The organism is Pseudooceanicola profundi (assembly GCF_050897955.1).
GTDB lineage: Bacteria > Pseudomonadota > Alphaproteobacteria > Rhodobacterales > Rhodobacteraceae > Pseudooceanicola.
The window spans coordinates 2,251,579-2,269,502 of sequence record NZ_JBPAXZ010000001.1 but is presented as its reverse complement, the minus strand read 5'-3'; the positions used below and the strand labels follow the sequence as shown (position 1 = coordinate 2,269,502).

Below are 17,924 nucleotides of genomic sequence, written 5' to 3'. Positions count from 1 at the left end.
ATGAAGGCGGCGCTGCTCCAGATCACCTCCTCCGACGATCCGGAGGCGAACCTCGCCATGGTGCGGGACTTGGTGCGCGACGCCGCCGCGCAGGGTGCGGGCTTTGTCCTGACGCCGGAGGTGACGAACTGCGTCTCCACCGACCGCAAGCATCAGCAGCAGGTTCTGTCGTTGCAGGACGACGATAAGTTCCTGACGGCCATGAAGGCGGAGGCGAAAGAGCTCGGCATCTGGCTGTTGCTCGGCTCCCTCGCCGTGAAGACCGGGGATGCGGACGGGCGCTTCGCCAACCGCTCCTTCCTGATTGGGCCGGACGGGGCGATTGCCGGCTGGTACGATAAAATCCACATGTTCGACGTGCAGGTGTCAGAAACGGAGAGCTATCGCGAAAGCGCCGGTTACCGTCCCGGGGATCGGGCCGTCGTCGTGGATGCCGGGTTCGCCAAAATCGGCATGACCGTGTGTTATGACCTGCGCTTCCCCCGGCTCTACCGCGTGCTGGCCCATGCCGGGGCGCAGATCCTGACGATTCCGTCGGCCTTTTCGCCCGTGACCGGCGCCGCACATTGGGAGGCGCTGCTGCGCGCCCGCGCGATCGAGAGCGGCTGTTTCGTTCTGGCCCCCGCGCAGGTGGGCGAGCATGTGATGCAGTCGCCCAAGCCGCGGGCCACCTATGGCCATTCGCTGGTCGTGGCGCCATGGGGCGAGGTGCTGCTGGATGCCGGGACAGAGACGGGGGTGTTCCTCGTCGATCTGGACCTGGCTGAGGTCGATAAGGCACGCGGCCGCGTGGCCTCGCTCACCCATGACCGGGAGTTCACGCTGGTCTCATGAGTGATGCGACCAGTGCCCTTGCCATTGCGCTTTTCAGCGAGATTCTGACAGCCGATCAGCTGGTGCGGAACCGGCTGTCCAAGGTCATGCCCAAGGGGATGGAGATCTCGCATTTCTCCGTGCTGAACCATCTGGCCCATGTCGGTCAGGAACGCACACCCGCGCAGCTGGCGCAGACCTTTCACGTCACGCGCGGGGCGATGACCAATACGCTGTCGCGGTTGGAATGGTCGGGCTATGTGCATATCCGCCCCGATTGGGAGGATGCGCGGCGCAAGCTCGTGGTGATCTCTCCGGCCGGGCGGCTGGCGCGGGATGCGACGCTGCAGGCGGTGTCGCCGATGGTGGAAGAGGTGATCGGCGATATGGGCGCAGACCGGATCCGCGCGGTGCTCCCGATCCTCAGGGAATTGCGCGGCAAGCTGGAATAGGGTCTGTTTCAGCCGGTTTCGAGAGGACGCCTGCGCGGAATCAAGGCCGCAGGCCGCCGCGCATCGACGGGCCGCCCCCCGGCACGTCGATTTGGCCGGTGCAGGCGATACATCCTGATTTGACGGCAAACTGACAGCCATAAAGCGCAAGCACCACCGGTCAGGATCGACGCACCGCGGCCCGCCGATGCACGGCTCCGTTCCCGGTTCGAAAACAGACCCTATTCCGCCCGAACAGATGCCGTCACATAGTTCACGGACAGATCCCTGTCGGAGATGCGCCATTGCCAGGAGACGGGGTTGAAGACGAACCCCTTGCGATCCACCGGGTCCAGCCCCGCCTCCCGGATCAGAGCATAAAGCTCGTCCGGGGTGATGAATTTCGACCAGTCATGTGTGCCGCGCGGCAGCCAGCGCATGACGACCTCCGCCCCGACAATCGCCACGGCAAAGCTCTTGGGATTGCGGTTGATCGTGGAACAGATGTGCAGCCCGCCGGGTTTCAGCAGATCATGACAGGCTTTCAGATAGCCTGCGGGATCGGCCACATGTTCGACGACCTCCATGTTCAGCACGATATCGAACCGCTCGCCCGCGGCGGCCATGGCCTCTGCCGTGGTGTGGCGATAGTCGATCTCCAGCCCCGATTGTTCGGCATGGACGCGCGCCACCGGGATGTTCCGCTCCGCCGCGTCGGCGCCGATCACCGTGGCCCCCAGCCGCGCCATCGGTTCACACAGCAAGCCGCCGCCACAGCCGATATCCAGCAGACGCAGACCCTGAAACGGGCGGTCCGTGCCAAGGTCGCGGTCAAACTCCGCCGCGATCTGACGGGTGATGTAGTCCAGCCGGACCGGGTTCATCATATGCAGCGGCTTGAACTTGCCATGCGGATTCCACCAGTCGGCGGCCATGGCCTCGAACTTGGCGACTTCCGCGGGGTCGATCGTGTCGGTCGATTGCATTTCCTGATCCTTGGGGCCATGCTGACTGCCATCGTATATAGGGCAGATCATGGATAAGTCCTCGGGCCAAAAGAGCGCAGCGTCGTATCTCTTTCCGCCGATCGACCCGTTCGATCAGCGGATGATCGATGTGGGCGATGGCCATACCGTCTATATGGAACAGTCGGGAAACCCGGACGGCCGACCCGTCGTCGTTCTGCATGGCGGGCCGGGGGGCGGCTGTTCGCCCGCGATGCGGCGCTATTTCGATCCGAAGATCTACCGGGTGATCCTGTTTGACCAGCGCGGATGCGGCCGGTCGCGCCCGCATGCCAGTGTAGAGAATAATACAACCTGGCATCTGGTGGCCGATATCGACCATATCCGCGATCTGCTGGGCATCGACAGCTGGGTCGTGTTCGGGGGCAGCTGGGGTGCCACGCTGGCATTGCTGTATGCGCAGACCCATCCCGACCGGGTCAGCCATCTTGTGCTGCGCGGCGTCTTTCTGATGACGCGCAAGGAACTGGACTGGTTCTATCAGGGCGGTGCCGGTCAGTTCTGGCCCGAAGCCTGGGCCCGGTTCAGCGATATGATCCCACAGGACGAGCGGGGCGATATGATCGCGGCCTATGCCCGGCGGCTGTTTTCCGGCAACCGGATGGAGGAGACGACATTCGCCCGGGCCTGGTCCGGCTGGGAGAATTCGCTGGCCTCGATGCGGTCCGGCGGGATGAGCGGCGATGCCCCCGGCGATTATGCCCGGGCCTTTGCCCGGCTGGAGAACCACTATTTTTCCAATTTCGGCTGGCTGGAGGAGGACGGGCATATCCTGAACCGGATGGACCGGATTGCGCATATTCCCGGTGTGATCGTTCAGGGCCGCTACGATATGATCTGTCCGCCGGCGACCGCATATCAGCTGGCCTCTGTCTGGCCGAACAGTGAATTGCAGATTGTCGGCGATGCCGGGCATGCATTGTCGGAACCGGGAATATCAGCTGAGCTGGTCCGGGCCACCAACCGGATCGCCAGTGGCGCCTTGGGTGAGCGGTAGCTTTACGCCGGGCGATCCGCGGCGCCTCGGCGCGCGGGCTGGCCAGTGATCCGTTTCGTGGCAGCCTGAATCGCATTGATTTGGGCGGCAAGGTCCGGCGCCGCCGCTTCGAATGTTCCGTCCAGCGCGGCTGTACCAATGGTGAACCCGGCCGCGCCGGCCGCATGAGCCTGAGCAATCCGCGCTTCGCTCTCGATAGAGCCGGCGACAATCACCGGCTTGGCGGCGGCTTTCACGACCTGCTCTATCAGGGCGGGAACGTCGCCATCGAATCGCCAGGCCAAGAGGTCGAGCCCGGCCACGCCCGGTTGACCGGCAAGCCGCCTGGCCGAGTCGATGATATCGGAGGCGGGGCCCTGCAACACAGAGGGATGACCGCTGACCCGGCCGGGAAAGGGGTAGTACCGTATGTTCGTGCCTGAAATTACCGGCAGAACAAGCTCCGTTCTGGTGCCGCCCAGCAAGACGTCGACGCCGATATCGACGGCCGCCCGGGCCGAGGCCAGCTCGCTCTCCTCATCAAGCGACACAACCTCAAGGTAGGACACCGCGCCACCTTGTCGGATCGCTTTGTTCAGCGCGGTCAGATCGGCGACCGGCAGGCCGATATCCTTGAACCCGATGTGACGCAGGCCGAGGTCCAGCGCGGTCTTCAGATGGTCCATCGCCTCCGGCACCGTCCTGTCGTTCCGCGTCAGCATGAAGATGAACTCCATCAGCCGGGCACCGTCTGGCGGTGTCGGGCCAGGGTCGCGGCCATGGACAGCGCCGTCATCATGGAGGCGGGGTCGGCACTGCCCCTGCCGGCGATGTCGAAGGCCGTGCCGTGATCCGGAGAGGTGCGCACGAAGGGAAGGCCCAGCGTGATGTTCACGCCCTTTTCCAGCCCCATATATTTGACCGGGATCAGCCCCTGATCGTGATATTGCGCGACGACAACGTCGAAGCGGCCAGCGCGGGCCTGCATAAAGACCGTGTCGCCCGGCCAGGGGCCAGTTGCGTCAATCCCCTCCTGGCGGGCGGCCTCGATCGCGGGGCGGATGATCTCTATTTCCTCGCGGCCGAACAGACCGTCCTCTCCGGCATGGGGGTTCAGCCCGGCGACGGCAACGCGCGGGTGCCTGATCCCGAAGGCGCGGCAGCCGTCATGGGCCAGCCGGATCGCCGTCATCTGCGCGGCATGATCGGCCTGCGCAATCGCATCGCGCAAGCTGACGTGAATGGTGACCAGAACGGTGCGGATCTCGTCATTGGCCAGCATCATTGCGACCCGGGTAGCGCCCCCCAGATCGGCCAGCATTTCGGTATGTCCGGGATAGGGGACCCCGGCGGCGGCCAGCGCGGCCTTGTGTATCGGCGCGGTCACAATACCGGCGACGGCGCCTGTGCGCGCCAGTTGGATCGCCCTGGCAATCGCGTCATAGGCCGCACGGCCTGATGCGGCGGAAACCTTGCCCATTTCCGGAGGCGGCTTTGCCTCCTCCGTGGCCAGCAGCCTGATCTCGCCGGGCGCGCGAGGTGTCTGCGGGGTCGCCAGTCTGATGACAACGTCCGGCGCCACCAGATCCAGCGCGCGTCTCAATACCTGCGGCTGACCAATGGCGATGGCATCCGGTGCATCCGGGGCGAGAATGCAGCGCGCGGCAATCTCCGGCCCGATCCCGGCCGGATCACCCAAAGTGACGGCTAAAGGGGCGGTCATGGTCAGGTCTTCCTTCCCGGGCCGGGTCCGTCCACAGACGGTATGTCGTGGCCCTGTCTTCATTTATGCCACCGAATTCAGCCTACTGGCACCCCTTTCGCGCCGCGGCGCAGAAAACGGAGATCCGGTCAGCGTGCCGGTCTGCGGTCGTCAGGCCACCTGGGTCAACCCAGCCAGGCGGAGCGAGGCGCGCATCGCGGCCCTAAGGAGTGAGGACACCCGCGACCATCCTGGCGACATGACATTTCGCGGATTTGGTGTGGTGTAAAGTGCCGGAGAAAATTCAAACCGGGACATCTCTCGCGGTTTTTCCAAAACCGCTGCCGCTCTGGTCTGTTTGTCAGATGAAGGCCACTTTTCTTCGAAAAGTGTAGTGGTGCCCAGAAGAGGACTCGAACCTCCACGGCCTTGCGGCCACTGGCACCTGAAGCCAGCGCGTCTACCATTCCGCCATCTGGGCACGGGTGGTGAGGCCGCGATTTACCGGGCGACCGGCGGGGAGTCAACGGCGATTTGCGGGTTTTTCACCGCAAAAGTCGTATCGCCTTGCCCGACAGGCGGCTCCCCGCTAGGAAAAGGAAAAGGCCATATCCAAGAGGGGTTGCCCCATGTCCAAGCTTGTCACCATCTTCGGCGGATCGGGTTTTCTGGGGAAATATATCGCGCGCCGCATGGCCCAGCAGGGCTGGCGGGTGCGGGTTGCCACGCGGCACCCCAATGATTCCATGTTCGTGCGCACCTACGGCGTTGTCGGTCAGGTGGAGCCGGTGTTCTGCAATATCCGCGACGATGCCTCCGTCCGGGCGGTCACGCATGGGGCGGATGCGGTGGTGAACTGCGTCGGCATCCTGTCGGAGAAGGGCAGGAACGGGTTTGATTCTGTTCAGGCCGAAGGCGCTGGCCGTGTCGCCCGGATCGCCGCCGAACAGGGTGTGGCGCAGATGGTGCAGATCTCTGCCATCGGTGCGGATACAGAGAGCGACAGCGATTACGCCCGCACCAAGGCGCTGGGCGAGGCCGCCGTGCTGGAGCATATGCCGGGCGCGATGATCCTGCGCCCCTCGATCCTCTTCGGGCCGGAGGATGAGTTTTTCAACCGCTTCGCCAATATGACCAAGCTCGGCCCGGTGCTGCCGATGGTCGGCGGCAATACGAAATTCCAGCCGGTCTTTGTCGATGACGTCGCCGCCGCGGCAGAGGTCTACCTGCTGGGCAAGGCTCAGGGCGGTGTCTACGAGCTTGGCGGGCCGGAAGTCCGGACCTTCCGTGAGCTGATGCAGGAGATGCTGGGTGTGATCCAGCGTCGCCGCGGGCTGATCAACCTGCCTGTCTGGGTCGCGAACCTCATGGCCTTTGGTCTGAGCGCGGCGCAGGTGGTGTCGCTGGGGCTGTTCCACAATGACACGCTGACGCAGGACCAGATCGTCAATCTGCAGAAGGACAATGTCGTGTCGGGCGATGCAAAGGGGTTTGATGCCCTCGGGATCGTGCCGATGACGATGGAGGCGGTCCTGCCGTCCTACCTCTGGCGGTTCCGGCCGTCGGGTCAGTATGCGGCGATCAAGGATTCTGCGAAGAACCTGAAGATCTGACGGATCGGTGGGGCCGGGTTACGGCCAGGCCCACCAGATCAGCCCGATGCCCAGAATGACGCGGTAGATCACATAGGGCGTGAAGCTGACGGTCTTCAGCAGCCGCATCATCAGCACCAGTGCCAGCAGGGCAGAGCCAAAGGCCATGGCCGTCGCGATGCCCAGATCGCCAAAGGCGGTCAGGTCGCCATCCGCGATGACCTCTGCCCCCAGCAACGTCGCGCTGGACAGGATCACCGGCACGGACATCAGCATGGAAATCCGCGCCGCATCGGTCCGCTTGTAGCCAAGGAACCGCGCCCCGGTGATGGTAATGCCCGAGCGCGAGGTGCCCGGGATCAGCGCCACCGCCTGCCAGAGGCCGAGGATCCAGGCCTCCCGCAGGGTCCAGTCCTGCGCCTCCTTCTCCTCTGCGCCCTTCTGGTCGGCCCACCAGAGCACGATGCCGAAGATCAGCATGGTCCAGCCGATCACGAAGGCCGACCGCATCATATCCTCGATCCCGGTGACCTTCAGCACCAGCCCGATGACGATGGCGGGGATGGTGGCGATGATCAGCAGGAAGGCCAGACGGGCGCCGGGCGTGTCCAGCTTGCCGCGTGCAAGGCGCGGAAGGCCCAGAACCGCCTCTGAAATGTCCTTCCAGAAGTAGAGAATCACCGCACCCAGCGTTCCAAGGTGCACGGCGACGTCTACGACCTGACCCTGATCCTGCATTGAGGTAAGCTCGGGAAGCAGAATCAGATGTCCGGAGGAGGAGATCGGGAGGAACTCCGTAATCCCCTGAATGACGGCCAGCAGGATCAGCTGAAACAGCGGCATGACGCCCCCCTTTTGGTTTCTTATCTGGTTTATGCCCTTGATCGGAAAATGAAAGCGAGAAAGAAGGTAACAAATCGGACCTTTATTTTCGGTTTTGATCAAGATTGCGACCAGACGCATCCGAATATCTGTGAATAAAGGTCAGCACTAATGACTTTTCTTTTCCACAGGCATGTTTTATGAGACTGCAAACCCAGAATTGCCGAGAGGATTCCAGGCATGGCCAAGCAACCTATGCTGAAATTCGTCCAGACCCCGCGCGACATGCCGGAAAAGCGCGACGCCGATGCGCGCAACAAGGATTTTGACGAGATCTATGCAGAGTTTGCCGCGGCCAAGGCGGAAGAGCAGGCCTCGCGCTGTTCCCAGTGTGGCGTGCCCTACTGCCAGTCGCATTGCCCGCTGCACAACAATATCCCCGACTGGCTGCGCCTGACCGCGACGCACCGGCTGGAAGAGGCCTATGCGATCTCTCAGGCGACCAACTCCTTTCCGGAGATCTGCGGCCGCATCTGCCCGCAGGACCGCCTGTGCGAAGGCAACTGCGTGATCGAACAGTCCGGCCATGGCACCGTGACCATCGGCGCGGTCGAGAAATACATCACCGACACCGCCTGGGAAAAAGGCTGGGTGAAGCCGGTGACACCGGAAGTGGAGCGCACGGAGTCGGTTGGCGTGATCGGCGCGGGCCCCGGGGGCCTGGCTGCCGCCGACATGCTGCGCCGCGCCGGGCTGCAGGTCACGGTCTACGACCGCTACGACCGTGGCGGCGGGCTGCTGACCTACGGCATCCCCGGCTTCAAGCTGGAAAAGGACGTGGTCATGCGCCGCATGAAGCAGCTGGAAGACAGCGGCGTGAGTTTCGTGATGAACTGCGCGGTGGGAGAGGACATGTCCTTTGCCGATATCCGCGCCAAGCATGACAAGGTCATCATCGCCACCGGCGTTTATAAAACGCGCGAGCTGACCCAGCCCGGGGCAGAGGCCAAGGGCATCGTTCGCGCGATTGACTACCTGACCGCCTCCAACAAGGCGTCGAATTTCGGCGACACGGTTCCCGAATTCGAGTCGGGTGAGCTGAACGCGAACGGCAAGAAGGTTGTCGTCGTCGGCGGTGGCGATACCGCGATGGACTGCGTGCGCACCGCGATCCGGCAGGGCGCGACCTCTGTCAAATGTCTCTACCGTCGTGACCGGGCGAATATGCCCGGCTCCCAGCGGGAGGTGCAGAATGCAGAAGAGGAAGGCGTCGAATTCGTCTGGCTCTCTAACCCGCTCGATTTCACCGGCGATGCAGTGTCTTCCCTGACGATCCAGAAGATGCGCCTTGGTGCGCCGGATGCCTCCGGTCGCCAGTCGCCGGAGCTGATCGAAGGCTCGGATTACGCCGAAGATGCCGATCTGGTCATCAAGGCGCTCGGGTTTGAGCCGGAGGATCTGCCGACCCTCTGGGATCAGCCGGAACTGGCCGTGACCCGCTGGGGCACCATCCGGGCAGAATTCGGCACCGGCAAGACCAGCCTCGATGGCGTCTATGCGGTGGGGGACATCGTGCGCGGTGCCTCTCTCGTGGTCTGGGCGATCCGGGACGGGCGCGACTGTGCCGCCGCGATTCTGGACGAGCTGACCGCCGCCGCTGCGGTTGCCGCGGAATAACAAAGGTTTGGCCGGGACACCGCGCGGTGCCCGGCGCCTGACGCAACACCCTGCCGGCCTGTGGTAAGGTCGCATTAAAGATTGATTAACGCTTCTGGCGGAACCCCGAGATGGCACTGACGAAAAAGACAGGGCAATGCATGTGCGGCGCGGTGAGCTTCACCGTCGCCAATCCGCCCTTTTCTTTTGGCGCCTGCCATTGCGAGATGTGCCGCCGCTGGTCGGGCTCTGCCTTCCTCGGGATCTCCGTTCTTCAGTCCTCCGTCACCTTCGACGGAGAGGCGCATATCCGCACCATCCAGTCCTCCACCTGGGCCGAACGGGCCTGGTGCCAGCGCTGCGGGTCCTCGCTCTATTACCGGCTGGTCGACGGCGATACGTTGCAGCTGTCTTTGGGCCTGCTGGACGATCCGAACGGCATGACCTTTTCGGACGAGCTGTTCATCGACTGCAAACCCGACAGCTATGCCTTCGAAGGCAAGGGCCGGTCCCTCGTGACCCGGCAGGAGATCATGGATCGCTATTTCTCCGGGGGGGACGCATGAGCTTCCCGGAAAAATCCGGCGGCTGCCTCTGCGGCCGGGTCCGCTTCACCGCACGCAATGTGCCGGAGGAGGCGAGTCTGTGCCATTGCGAGCTCTGCCGCCGCTGGACGGGCTCCGCGCTGGTTGGCGTGGCGCTGCCGATCGACAATGTGACCTGGTCGACAAAGCAGCCGATCGCCACCGGCGGGATCAAGGACTGGGCCGAACGTGCCTGGTGCGATCATTGCGGTTCGCATCTGTGGTTCCGCGTGACCGAGCCCGGCCCCTGGTCGGAGGAGATAGAGCTGCCGCTGGGCCTCTTCGACGATCCCTCCGGCTTCACCATCGCCGCCGAAATCTACATCGACCACAAACCCGACAGCTACGCCTACAGGGGCGCGGAGGACCGCAAGGTCCTGACCCGCGCCGATTGCGTCGCCGCCTTCCCGACGCTGGCGGAGGCCTGAGATGGTGACCGGACATTGCCTCTGCGGTGCGGTGACAGTGCGGCTCGACGGCGCGTTGCCCGGCATTTCGGCCTGCCATTGCGATTATTGCACCCGTTGGGGCGGCGGTCTGCAGATGGGGTTCGACGTTCCGGCCGCGCAGGTGACGGTGACCGGCCCGGTGAAATCGCACCGGTCCTCCCCGCTGGCGGAACGGGCCTGGTGCGATACCTGCGGCTCGTCGCTCTGGCTCAGGGATTACACTTCGGGCGCGGCGGGCAGCTATGAGATCTGTCCCGGGCTTTTTGAAAATGCCGCCGGGCTGGCGCTGGACCGGGTGGTCTATGCCGACCGGCACCCGACTGGATTTTGGCTGGAGGGGTCCGACGTGACCCGGATCAGCAAAGAGGACTACGAAGCGGTCAATCCGCATCTGCACAAGGAGACCACACCATGACCAAGTACGATACTGCATGGGCCCAGGCCGAAGAGGCCAAGCGCAAGTGGATGGCCGAGAACGGCATGTATTCCGAGGAGGAAGAGCATTCCTCCTGCGGTGTCGGCCTCGTCGTCTCCATCGACGGCAAGAAAAGCCGCCGGGTGGTCGAGGCGGGCATCAAGGCGCTCAAGGCGATCTGGCACCGTGGTGCTGTCGATGCGGATGGCAAGACCGGCGATGGCGCCGGCATCCATGTGCAGATCCCAGCGCCCTTCTTCTACGACCAGATCAAACGCACGGGCCATGAGCCCCGTCATGGAGAGCTGATGGCCGTGGGTCAGGTCTTCCTGCCGCGCACGGATTTTGGCGCCCAGGAAACCTGCCGGACCATCGTCGAGGCCGAAGTGCTGCGGATGGGCTATTATATCTACGGCTGGCGCCATGTGCCGGTGGATATCGAATGCCTCGGTGAAAAGGCCAACGCCACCCGGCCGGAGATCGAGCAGATCCTGATCTCCAACTCCAAGGGTGTGGATGAGGAGACGTTCGAACGTGAGCTCTACGTGATCCGCCGCCGGATCGAAAAGGCCGCGCTGGCCGAACAGATCAACGGGCTCTACATCGCGTCGCTAAGCTGCCGGTCGATCATCTACAAGGGCATGATGCTGGCCGAGCAGGTCGCGGTCTTCTACCCCGACCTTCAGGACGAACGGTTCGAATCTGCCTTCGCCGTCTATCACCAGCGCTATTCGACCAACACCTTCCCGCAGTGGTGGCTGGCGCAGCCCTTCCGCATGCTGGCCCATAACGGCGAGATCAACACGATCAAGGGCAACGTCAACTGGATGAAGAGCCACGAGATCCGGATGGCCTCCTCCACCTTTGGCGACCTCGCGGATGAGATCAAACCGATCATTCCGGGCGGGTCGTCGGATTCCGCCGCGCTCGATGCCGTGTTCGAGGTGCTGGTGCGGTCCGGCCGCTCCGCCCCGATGGCCAAGACGCTGCTGGTGCCTGAAGCCTGGTCCAAACAGGCGCTGGAAATGCCCCAGGCCTGGCGCGACATGTATTCCTACTGCAACGGCGTGATGGAGCCCTGGGACGGCCCCGCCGCGCTGGCCATGACCGATGGCCGCTGGGTCTGCGGCGGTCTTGACCGCAACGGCCTGCGCCCGATGCGCTATGTCGTGACCGGCGACGGCCTGCTGATCGCGGGCTCGGAGGCCGGCATGGTTCCGACGCAGGAGGGCACGGTGCGCGAGAAGGGCGCGCTTGGCCCGGGCCAGATGATTGCCGTCGATATGAAAGAGGGCAAGCTCTACCACGACGTCGACATCAAGGACCGGCTCGCGGCCTCCCAGCCGTTCGGCGAATGGGTCGGCAAGATCACCGACCTTGAAGAAACACTGAACGGGATAGAGGAAAAGCCGCTCTACGAAGGCGCGGAGCTGCGCAAGCGTCAGATCGCTGCCGGTTTCACCATCGAAGAGCTGGAGCAGATCCTTGCCCCCATGGCCGAGGATGCGAAGGAACCGCTGGCGTCGATGGGCGATGACACGCCCTCTGCGGTGCTGTCCAACAAGTACCGGCCGCTGTCGCATTTCTTCCGGCAGAACTTCTCTCAGGTGACGAACCCGCCGATTGACTCGCTGCGCGAATTCCGCGTCATGTCGCTCAAGACCCGGTTCGGAAACCTGAAGAACGTGCTCGATGAAAGCTCTGCCCAGACCGAGATCTTCGTGCTGGAAAGCCCCTTTGTCGCCAACACCCAGTTCGAGGAGCTGACGAGCCATTTCAACGCGGCCCTGTCGGAGATTGACTGTACCTTCGACCCGAAGGACGGCCCCGATGCGCTGCGCAAGGGTCTGAACCGCGTCCGGGCAGAGGCCGAAGAGGCCGTGCGCTCCGGCGGGGGTCACGTCATCCTGACCGACCAGCATCAGAGCCCGGACCGCGTGCCGATGCCGATGATCCTGGCGACCTCTGCCGTGCATTCCTGGCTGACGGCCAAGGGCCTGCGCACGTTCTGTTCGCTGGGCGTGCGGTCGGCGGAATGTCTGGACCCGCATTACTTCGCGGTGCTGATCGGCTGTGGCGCGACCATCGTGAACCCCTATCTGGCCGAGGATTCGCTGGCCGACCGTATCAAGCGCGGTCTGCTGGAGGGCAGCCTGACGGAAAACATGGCGCGCTACCGCGAGGCCATCGATCAGGGTCTGCTCAAGATCATGTCGAAGATGGGGATCTCTGTCGTGTCCTCCTATCGTGGCGGGCTGAACTTCGAAGCCGTGGGCCTGTCCCGTGCGATGTGTGCCGAATATTTCCCCGGCATGACCTCCCGCATCTCCGGGATCGGGGTCTCCGGCATCCAGCACAAGATCGAGACGGTGCATGCAAAAGGCTGGAAATCCGGCCTCGACGTGCTGCCCATCGGCGGTTTCTACAAGGCGCGGAAATCTGGTGAGACGCATGCCTGGGAAGCGCAGACGATGCATATGCTGCAGACCGCCTGCAACCGCGCGTCGTTTGAAATCTGGAAGCAGTATTCCGCCCGGATGCAGGCGAACCCGCCGATCCATTTGCGTGATCTGCTGGCGATCAAACCGATCGGTCCAGCCATCCCGCTGGAACAGGTGGAGTCGATCACCTCCATCCGCAAACGCTTTGTGACGCCGGGCATGTCGCTGGGGGCGCTGTCGCCCGAGGCGCATAAACTGCTGAACGTGGCGATGAACCGGATCGGGGCGAAGTCCGACTCGGGCGAGGGCGGTGAAGATCCGGCGCATTTCGTGCCGGAGCCGAATGGCGACAACCCGTCGGCCAAGATCAAGCAGGTGGCGTCGGGCCGGTTCGGCGTGACCGCCGAATACCTCAACCAGTGTGAAGAACTGGAGATCAAGGTGGCGCAGGGTGCCAAGCCCGGCGAGGGCGGCCAGCTACCCGGCATGAAGGTCACCGACCTGATCGCCCGGCTGCGGCATTCGACCAAGGGGGTCACGCTGATCTCCCCACCGCCGCACCATGATATCTACTCGATCGAGGATCTGGCGCAGCTGATCTACGACCTGAAGCAGATCAACCCGACCGTGAAGGTGACCGTCAAACTGGTGGCCTCTTCTGGCGTCGGCACGATTGCGGCGGGCGTGGCCAAGGCCAAGGCGGATATCATCCTGATCTCCGGCCATAACGGCGGCACTGGGGCCTCTCCGGGCACCTCGATCAAGTTCGCCGGTCTGCCGTGGGAAATGGGCCTGACGGAGGCGCATCAGGTGCTGGCCATGAACAACCTCCGCTCGCGGGTCACGCTGCGGACCGACGGGGGTCTGCGGACCGGGCGGGATATCGTCATGGCCGCGATGATGGGCGCAGAGGAGTACGGCATCGGCACCGCCGCGCTGATCGCGATGGGCTGTATCATGGTGCGTCAGTGCCAGTCCAACACCTGCCCGGTGGGGGTCTGTACGCAGGATGACTCGCTGCGGGCGAAGTTCACCGGCACGGCGGACAAGGTGGTGAACCTGATCACCTTCTACGCGCAGGAAGTGCGGGAGATCCTCGCGTCGATCGGCGCGCGGTCGCTGGATGAGGTGATCGGCCGGGCCGACCTGCTGAGCCAGGTTTCGCGCGGGGCCGACCATCTGGACGATCTGGACCTCAACCCGCTGCTGATCACGGTCGATGGGTCGAAGAACATCGTCTACAACCGCGACAAGCCGCGCAACGTGGTGCCCGATACGCTTGACGTGGAGATCGTGCGCGATGCCGCCCGCTTCCTGAAAGATGGGGAGAAGATGCAGCTGTCCTATGCGGTGGAGAACACCCATCGGTCGGTCGGCACGCGGACCTCCTCGCATATCGTGCAGAACTTCGGGATGCGGAACGCGCTGCAACCGGATCACCTGACGGTGAAGCTGTCGGGCTCGGCTGGTCAGTCGCTGGGTGCCTTTGCCGCGCCCGGTCTGAAGATCGAGGTTCAGGGCGAGGCCAACGACTATGTCGGCAAGGGTCTGTCGGGGGGCACCGTCGTGGTGCGCCCGCCGATGTCCAGCCCGCTGGTCGCGTCGGACAACACGATCATCGGCAACACGGTGCTTTACGGTGCAACCGACGGCTTCCTCTTTGCCGCCGGACGGGCCGGGGAACGCTTTGCTGTCCGGAACTCCGGCGCGAAGGTTGTGATCGAGGGCTGTGGCTCCAACGGCTGTGAATACATGACCGGTGGCGTTGCGGTGATCCTGGGGTCGATCGGGCCGAACTTCGGCGCGGGGATGACCGGGGGGATGGCGTATCTCTACGATCCGGAGGGCACCGTCCAGGAGATGATCAACATGGAGACGCTTGTGACCTGCCCGGTCACGGTGCCCTACTGGAATGACCAGCTTCATGGGCTCATCACCCGCCATGCGGCGGAGACGGGGAGCCGGAAGGCGCTGGATATCCTGCAGAACTGGGACCTTGAGAAGGACAAGTTCCTGCAGGCCTGTCCGAAGGAAATGCTGGTGCATATCCCGCATCCGCTGACGGTTGAGGAAAAGGCGATGCCGGCGGAGTGATCTGGCTGGTGTCGTGACGGAAAGCCCCGCTCTGGCGGGGCTTTTTCGTTTGGCGTGGGAGCAGCGGAGGGCGGGGCCCGACCGCGGGCTGGCGCCCCATCGACCGTGGTCGCCATTTTATCCTGTCGTGGCAGCCTGATGGCCTGAACCGGCGAAGGCGGTGACGCAGCGCCCGCCCGGGGGGCGGTCGGGCGCTGCCCGGCGGCACTGCGTGCCTTGATTCCGGGCCGGGTGCCTTGATTGTCTGTGGATTTGCGATTCCCTAAACCCGGCGGCTCAAGTAGGTTCGGACCATGGCAAAGCAGGCGACAAAGCGGTCCAAATCCGCGGGCCGGGGCAGACAGAAGACAGACCGCAGGTTCAGACCCGTCCGGTGGCTCCGGAAATGGGTCCTTCGGCTTGGGCTGGTTGTGGTCGGTCTGATCGTGGGTCTGGTCCTGCTCTATTCCGTGCTGAACCCGCGGACGGGGATTTACATGACCGGCGAACGGCTGCGGCTGGGGGAGATCGACCATAGCTGGATCGATCTGGAGGAGATCGCGCCGGTGATGGCGCGCTCCGTCGTGGCGGCGGAAGATGCAAATTTCTGTGAACACTGGGGGTTCGACATCGGCGCGATCCGGGCCGCCTGGGATGCCGGGGGCAATCGCGGGGCGTCGACCCTGACGCAGCAGGTGGTGAAGAATGTCTTCCTCTGGCACGGGCGGAGCTGGCTGCGAAAGGCGCTGGAAGCACTGATGACGCCGCTGGTCGAAACCCTGTGGTCGAAGCGCCGGATTGTGGAGGTTTACCTTAATATGGCCGAGTTTGATGAGGGTGTGTTTGGCATCGATGCCGCGGCGCACCACTATTTTGGCAAAACACCCTCGGAGCTGAATCCGACAGAGGCTGCACGGCTGGCAGCGGTGCTGCCCTCGCCCAAAGTCCGGTCGGCCAGCCAGCCGGGGCCGATTGTCCGGAAACGGTCAGCTGCAATCCTCGACGGGGCCGCGACAATCCGCAACGATGGGCGGGCTGCCTGTTTCGAGGATTGAATTCCTTGGGTTTCACAGGCAATGAACAAGGACCGATTTCCACGTAAAAGATCATGGCCACACTTTACCACGTTCCTCTGTCCCCGTTCTGCCGCAAGGTGCGCCTGTCGCTGGCCGAGAAGCGCATCGAATGCCAGCTGGTCGAGGAACGCTATTGGGAACGCAGCCCGGAATTCCTGCGGCGCAACCCTGCGGCCAAGGTTCCTGTTCTGAAGATGGACGGGCGGATCCTGTCGGAAAGCGCGGCGATCTGTGAATATATCGAAGAAAAACATCCCGAACCGTCCCTGATGCCCGCGAACCCCGAAGAGCGGTTCGAGGTGCGACGGCTGGTCAGCTGGTTCGACGACAAGTTCCAGCATGAGGTTACGGCAAATCTGCTCTATGAACGGGTGAACAAGAAGCTGATGAAATCGGGCTATCCGGAGAGCAAGAACGTCAAGGCCGGCGCCCAGAAGATCAAGTTTCACCTCGATTACATGAGCTGGCTGCTGGATCACCGTCGCTGGCTGGCCGGGAACAGCCTGAGCCTGGCGGATTTTGCGGCGGCGGCGCATCTGAGCTGTCTGGATTATATCTCGGATGTGGACTGGGACCGGTCGGTGAATGTGCGGGACTGGTATTCGAAGATCAAGTCGCGGCCGGCCTTCCGGTCGATCCTGGCGGATGTGGTTCCGGGGTTTCCGCCGCCGTTGCATTACGCCGATCTGGATTTCTGACGTTGACCGGGGCGGGGGGCTTTGCCCCCCACGGCCTGCGGCTTCCCCCCAGGATATTTTTGGCAAGAAAAATGGACGAGGTGAAGGACAGGCTGGTCGCGCGGGCCCTGGAAGAGGGGTTCGTGGCCTGTCGTATCTGTCGGCCCTGGGATGTGCCGGAGGTGGCGGGGCGGCTTTCGGCGTTTCTGGAGGCCGGGTATCACGGGCAAATGGGCTGGCTGGAGGAGCGGGCGCACTGGCGCGGAGATCCATCCGTTTTATGGCCGGAGGCGCGGTCGGTGATCATGTTGGCGGAGAGTTATACGCCTGACCACGACCCGCTGGCGGTTCTGGACATGGCTGAGCGGGGGGCGGTTTCCGTTTATGCTCAGGGCCGGGACTATCATGATATTGTCAAAAAGCGGCTGAAACGGCTGGCGCGCTGGCTGATTGCGGAGGCCGGCGGCGAGGTGAAGGTGTTTGTCGATACCGCGCCGGTGCCGGAGAAGGCGCTGGCGCAGGCGGCGGGGCTTGGCTGGCAGGGCAAGCATACCAATCTGGTTGGGCGCGAGCTGGGAAACTGGGTCTTTCTTGGGTGTATCTTCACGACGCTTGAGCTTTCGGCGGATCGGGCCGAAGTGGATCATTGCGGTTCGTGCCGGAAGTGTCTGGACATCTGCCCGACCGATGCGTTTGTCGCGCCCTATCAGATGGATGCGCGGCGATGCATCTCTTACCTGACGATCGAATATAGCGGAGCTGTGCCGGTGGACCTGCGGGCGCGTATGGGAAACCGGATTTACGGGTGCGATGATTGTCTGGCGGTCTGTCCGTGGAACAAGTTCGCGCAGGCGGCGCGGGAGCTGCGGTACCGGTCGGGGGAGGATGTCCAGGCGCCGGAACTGGCCGAGCTGGCCGGACTGGACGATGCGGCATTCCGGGCGCGGTTCAGCGGATCGCCGATCAAGCGGATTGGCCGCAACCGGTTTGTCCGCAATGTGTTATACGCCATCGGCAACAGCGGGAGGGGGTCGCTGGCGCCGGTGGCGGCGGCTCTGGTCGATGACAGGGATGCGGCGGTGGCGGATGCGGCGCGCTGGGCGGTGCATCACCTGTCCGGCACCGGGTCGCCGGAATAGGGCACTGCGGTTGCAAAGATGCGTCCGGGGTCCATATTGAAAGCAGAGATCCG

At 63.6% G+C, this 17,924-nt stretch carries 16 protein-coding genes and 1 tRNA gene; 12 read left to right on the top strand and 5 right to left on the bottom strand.

Annotation, left to right across the window (positions count from 1 at the left end):
* Together ACRARG_RS11370 and ACRARG_RS11365 are read left to right on the top strand one after the other, a co-directional pair.
* Positions 1 to 834, top strand: coding sequence for a carbon-nitrogen hydrolase family protein (locus ACRARG_RS11370; RefSeq protein WP_432690121.1), 834 nt, complete (start codon positions 1 to 3; stop codon positions 832 to 834).
* The gene (locus ACRARG_RS11365) at positions 831 to 1,265 is read left to right on the top strand and encodes a MarR family winged helix-turn-helix transcriptional regulator (protein ID WP_432690120.1); all 435 of its coding nucleotides are present in this window, start codon (positions 831 to 833) and stop codon (positions 1,263 to 1,265) included. The genes ACRARG_RS11370 and ACRARG_RS11365 overlap by 4 nt, the downstream gene beginning before the upstream one ends.
* Before the next feature lie 221 nt (positions 1,266 to 1,486).
* Here ACRARG_RS11365 and ubiG read toward each other — a convergent pair whose 3' ends face one another.
* The gene (gene ubiG, locus ACRARG_RS11360) at positions 1,487 to 2,230 is read right to left on the bottom strand and encodes a bifunctional 2-polyprenyl-6-hydroxyphenol methylase/3-demethylubiquinol 3-O-methyltransferase UbiG (RefSeq protein WP_432691363.1); all 744 of its coding nucleotides are present in this window, start codon (positions 2,228 to 2,230) and stop codon (positions 1,487 to 1,489) included.
* A gap of 49 nt (positions 2,231 to 2,279) precedes the next feature.
* On the opposite strand from ubiG, the gene pip reads away from it, so the two are divergent.
* Positions 2,280 to 3,266, top strand: a complete 987-nt coding sequence (pip, locus tag ACRARG_RS11355; RefSeq protein ID WP_432690119.1) for a prolyl aminopeptidase — start codon at positions 2,280 to 2,282, stop codon at positions 3,264 to 3,266.
* Positions 3,267 to 3,268: 2 nt separating this feature from the next.
* On the opposite strand, the gene ACRARG_RS11350 is transcribed toward pip, so the two are convergent.
* The 3 genes from ACRARG_RS11350 to ACRARG_RS11340 all read right to left on the bottom strand — a co-directional run bounded on the left by ACRARG_RS11350 (position 3,269) and on the right by ACRARG_RS11340 (position 5,428).
* Positions 3,269 to 3,982: a hypothetical protein gene (locus ACRARG_RS11350; RefSeq protein WP_432690118.1), complete on the bottom strand. Its 714-nt coding sequence runs from the start codon at positions 3,980 to 3,982 to the stop codon at positions 3,269 to 3,271.
* Positions 3,982 to 4,968, bottom strand: coding sequence for a 4-hydroxythreonine-4-phosphate dehydrogenase PdxA (pdxA, locus tag ACRARG_RS11345; RefSeq protein WP_432690117.1), 987 nt, complete (start codon positions 4,966 to 4,968; stop codon positions 3,982 to 3,984). Before pdxA ends, ACRARG_RS11350 begins: the two co-directional genes overlap by 1 nt.
* Positions 4,969 to 5,342: 374 nt before the next feature.
* Positions 5,343 to 5,428 (bottom strand) — tRNA-Leu (locus tag ACRARG_RS11340).
* Positions 5,429 to 5,576: 148 nt separating this feature from the next.
* Between ACRARG_RS11340 and ACRARG_RS11335 the strand changes: the two genes are divergently transcribed.
* Entirely contained in the window at positions 5,577 to 6,560 is a 984-nt protein-coding gene (locus ACRARG_RS11335; protein ID WP_432690116.1) for a complex I NDUFA9 subunit family protein, read from the top strand.
* Between the two features lie 18 nt (positions 6,561 to 6,578).
* Here ACRARG_RS11335 and ACRARG_RS11330 read toward each other — a convergent pair whose 3' ends face one another.
* Positions 6,579 to 7,382 carry an undecaprenyl-diphosphate phosphatase gene (locus ACRARG_RS11330; protein WP_432690115.1) on the bottom strand — a complete coding sequence of 268 codons (804 nt, stop codon included), beginning with the start codon at positions 7,380 to 7,382 and terminating at the stop codon, positions 6,579 to 6,581.
* A 219-nt stretch (positions 7,383 to 7,601) separates the two neighbouring features.
* On the opposite strand from ACRARG_RS11330, the gene ACRARG_RS11325 reads away from it, so the two are divergent.
* The 8 genes from ACRARG_RS11325 to queG all read left to right on the top strand — a co-directional run bounded on the left by ACRARG_RS11325 (position 7,602) and on the right by queG (position 17,871).
* Positions 7,602 to 9,038: an NAD(P)-dependent oxidoreductase gene (locus ACRARG_RS11325; RefSeq protein WP_432690114.1), complete on the top strand. Its 1,437-nt coding sequence runs from the start codon at positions 7,602 to 7,604 to the stop codon at positions 9,036 to 9,038.
* 110 nt (positions 9,039 to 9,148) lie between these two features.
* Complete coding sequence (locus tag ACRARG_RS11320; protein WP_432690113.1) at positions 9,149 to 9,583, top strand: GFA family protein; 435 nt, start codon at positions 9,149 to 9,151, stop codon at positions 9,581 to 9,583.
* On the top strand, positions 9,580 to 10,029 hold the full coding sequence (locus tag ACRARG_RS11315; RefSeq protein WP_432690112.1) for a GFA family protein: 450 nt from the start codon (positions 9,580 to 9,582) through the stop codon (positions 10,027 to 10,029). The genes ACRARG_RS11320 and ACRARG_RS11315 overlap by 4 nt, the downstream gene beginning before the upstream one ends.
* A gap of 1 nt (position 10,030) precedes the next feature.
* Complete coding sequence (locus ACRARG_RS11310) at positions 10,031 to 10,465, top strand: GFA family protein (protein ID WP_432690111.1); 435 nt, start codon at positions 10,031 to 10,033, stop codon at positions 10,463 to 10,465.
* Entirely contained in the window at positions 10,462 to 15,000 is a 4,539-nt protein-coding gene (gene gltB / locus ACRARG_RS11305; protein ID WP_432690110.1) for a glutamate synthase large subunit, read from the top strand. Before ACRARG_RS11310 ends, gltB begins: the two co-directional genes overlap by 4 nt.
* Positions 15,001 to 15,293: 293 nt before the next feature.
* Positions 15,294 to 16,034, top strand: a complete 741-nt coding sequence (gene mtgA / locus ACRARG_RS11300) for a monofunctional biosynthetic peptidoglycan transglycosylase (protein ID WP_432690109.1) — start codon at positions 15,294 to 15,296, stop codon at positions 16,032 to 16,034.
* 53 nt (positions 16,035 to 16,087) lie between these two features.
* Positions 16,088 to 16,753: an FtsZ-binding protein FzlA gene (fzlA, locus tag ACRARG_RS11295; RefSeq protein WP_432690108.1), complete on the top strand. Its 666-nt coding sequence runs from the start codon at positions 16,088 to 16,090 to the stop codon at positions 16,751 to 16,753.
* A 71-nt stretch (positions 16,754 to 16,824) separates the two neighbouring features.
* The gene (gene queG, locus ACRARG_RS11290) at positions 16,825 to 17,871 is read left to right on the top strand and encodes a tRNA epoxyqueuosine(34) reductase QueG (protein WP_432690107.1); all 1,047 of its coding nucleotides are present in this window, start codon (positions 16,825 to 16,827) and stop codon (positions 17,869 to 17,871) included.
* The last annotated feature ends 53 nt before the right edge of the window (positions 17,872 to 17,924 follow it).

Excerpts from the sequence above, each read along its gene's own strand:
- ACRARG_RS11370 (WP_432690121.1), top strand. The coding sequence starts at position 1 with ATGAAGGCGGCGCTGCTCCAGATCACCTCCTCCGACGATCCGGAGGCG.
- ACRARG_RS11365 (WP_432690120.1), top strand. The coding sequence starts at position 831 with ATGAGTGATGCGACCAGTGCCCTTGCCATTGCGCTTTTCAGCGAGATT.
- ubiG (WP_432691363.1), bottom strand. The coding sequence starts at position 2,230 with ATGCAATCGACCGACACGATCGACCCCGCGGAAGTCGCCAAGTTCGAG.
- pip (WP_432690119.1), top strand. The coding sequence starts at position 2,280 with ATGGATAAGTCCTCGGGCCAAAAGAGCGCAGCGTCGTATCTCTTTCCG.
- ACRARG_RS11350 (WP_432690118.1), bottom strand. The coding sequence starts at position 3,982 with ATGGAGTTCATCTTCATGCTGACGCGGAACGACAGGACGGTGCCGGAG.
- pdxA (WP_432690117.1), bottom strand. The coding sequence starts at position 4,968 with ATGACCGCCCCTTTAGCCGTCACTTTGGGTGATCCGGCCGGGATCGGG.
- ACRARG_RS11335 (WP_432690116.1), top strand. The coding sequence starts at position 5,577 with ATGTCCAAGCTTGTCACCATCTTCGGCGGATCGGGTTTTCTGGGGAAA.
- ACRARG_RS11330 (WP_432690115.1), bottom strand. The coding sequence starts at position 7,382 with ATGCCGCTGTTTCAGCTGATCCTGCTGGCCGTCATTCAGGGGATTACG.
- ACRARG_RS11325 (WP_432690114.1), top strand. The coding sequence starts at position 7,602 with ATGGCCAAGCAACCTATGCTGAAATTCGTCCAGACCCCGCGCGACATG.
- ACRARG_RS11320 (WP_432690113.1), top strand. The coding sequence starts at position 9,149 with ATGGCACTGACGAAAAAGACAGGGCAATGCATGTGCGGCGCGGTGAGC.
- ACRARG_RS11315 (WP_432690112.1), top strand. The coding sequence starts at position 9,580 with ATGAGCTTCCCGGAAAAATCCGGCGGCTGCCTCTGCGGCCGGGTCCGC.
- ACRARG_RS11310 (WP_432690111.1), top strand. The coding sequence starts at position 10,031 with ATGGTGACCGGACATTGCCTCTGCGGTGCGGTGACAGTGCGGCTCGAC.
- gltB (WP_432690110.1), top strand. The coding sequence starts at position 10,462 with ATGACCAAGTACGATACTGCATGGGCCCAGGCCGAAGAGGCCAAGCGC.
- mtgA (WP_432690109.1), top strand. The coding sequence starts at position 15,294 with ATGGCAAAGCAGGCGACAAAGCGGTCCAAATCCGCGGGCCGGGGCAGA.
- fzlA (WP_432690108.1), top strand. The coding sequence starts at position 16,088 with ATGGCCACACTTTACCACGTTCCTCTGTCCCCGTTCTGCCGCAAGGTG.
- queG (WP_432690107.1), top strand. The coding sequence starts at position 16,825 with ATGGACGAGGTGAAGGACAGGCTGGTCGCGCGGGCCCTGGAAGAGGGG.